Origin of the sequence: Pantoea graminicola, from assembly GCF_048452665.1 — a bacterium.
GTDB lineage: Bacteria > Pseudomonadota > Gammaproteobacteria > Enterobacterales > Enterobacteriaceae > Pantoea.
Window position 1 is genome coordinate 1 of sequence record NZ_JBLWSJ010000021.1, and the last position, 1,501, is coordinate 1,501.

The following is a 1,501-nucleotide window of genomic DNA, read 5'->3' on the forward strand; positions in this document are numbered from 1 at the left end:
GCCGGAGGGAAGATGGGCCGCGGTGCCGGTAAAGGTGATGCCGTAGATCCCCTCTTTATAGCTGACGGCGTTGTCACCGGTGACAGGATCCAGCGTCAGCGTCGGTAACGCGTCAGAGGCGTAGATTTCCACTCCCGACGAGGCGTAACCGCTGTTGCCCGCCGCGTCGGTGACGGTAGCCGTGGCACGGTAACTCCCTTCCCCCATCGCCTGCAGCGTTTCCGGCGGAACCGTGAACTGCCACTGCCCGCCCTGCCCGATGACGTCACTCCAGCGGAGATCGCCAAAGGTGACCTCAATGGTGCTGCCCGCTTCGCCGCTGCCCGCGATCACCAGCGGCTGACTGATCTCGCTGCGGTCGATCAGCCCGTCGCCCGACAGCGTCTTGATCGTGACAGCCGGATCCAGGGTGTCGGTGATAAACGTCGCCTCAGCGACGCCGGTCTGGCCCCAGAGGTCGGTGGCGGTCAGGGTCAGGCTATGGCTGCCCTCGTTCAGCTCCGCCTCTGCCAGCTGGTCGCGCGTCAGCGACACCTGCCAGTTGCCCCCGCTGTCCACGGTGCCCGCGTGGCCGACACCGTCCAGGGACAGCACGATGCGCTGACCCGCCCCCGTCACGCCCGTCGTGCCGCGCAGCGTGATCGGCTCATAGCGCTCGTGCGCGTTCATATAGCCGTCGCCGAACGGCGTGTCGAGGGTCGGCTGCGGCACAGGCGCACCCGGAGGCGGCGCGGACGCGTCGACGACGATCGCTTTGCTGGCGGTGGTGGTGCCGCCCACGCTGTTTTCAAAGCTGACGCTGAGGGTGCCCGCGCCCACTGGCAGCACCTGCAGATCGGCAGCCGGCAGGGTGACGCTCCAGCTGCCGTCCGCCGCAAGCGCTGTGGTGTAGGTCTGGCCGTTCAGCAGCACGGTCACCGTGCTTCCGGCAGCCATGTTCTCCAGGGTGCCGCTGAAGGTCTGGGCCGAGAGCTTCTCCTCCGCGCTCAGTACGCCGTCCCCGGTGAAACTGTGAATGACGAGAACGGGCGCCGCGCCGACCGGCGTGTCGCCGCCGTCAGGCGGGGGGGTGCCGTCCGTCGGATTCTCCTCGTGAACCGGCGGCACCCGGGTGCCCTCGTCAACCGGCGTGGTCAGGTCGGCCCTGACGTACCCCCCCTGTTCGAACCAGTTTCCGGCGCCGTCCAGCACGCCGAACTCCAGGTTATTGCCGCCTTCAGAGAGTTCAGAGGCGCTGATTTCCGCCCGCCAGGTGCCGTCTGGCCGGATCACCGCCGTGTTCCAGTGGAAGGTGTCATACACCTGCACCATAAAGGATTTGATCGGCAGCGGGGCATCTATCGTGCCGCTGAGAACGTACCAGGTTTCCCCGCTGTACTCAAACGCATCCGCCAGCGTGACCGGATTAATGGTTACCTTCGGGTTGCTGCTGTTGTAGTGGGTGATCAGCAGCAGGTCGTGGCTCAGGCTGGTACTGTTGCCGTTTGCGTCAGCAGCCCGA

The 1,501-nt window shown here is 66.4% G+C and carries 1 protein-coding gene; it reads right to left on the minus strand.

Translation table 11 applies throughout. The features are described 5' to 3' along the window. Positions 1–1,501 (minus strand): Ig-like domain-containing protein (locus ACNY69_RS21600; protein WP_418800340.1); only part of this gene is annotated, 1,501 nt, incomplete at both ends.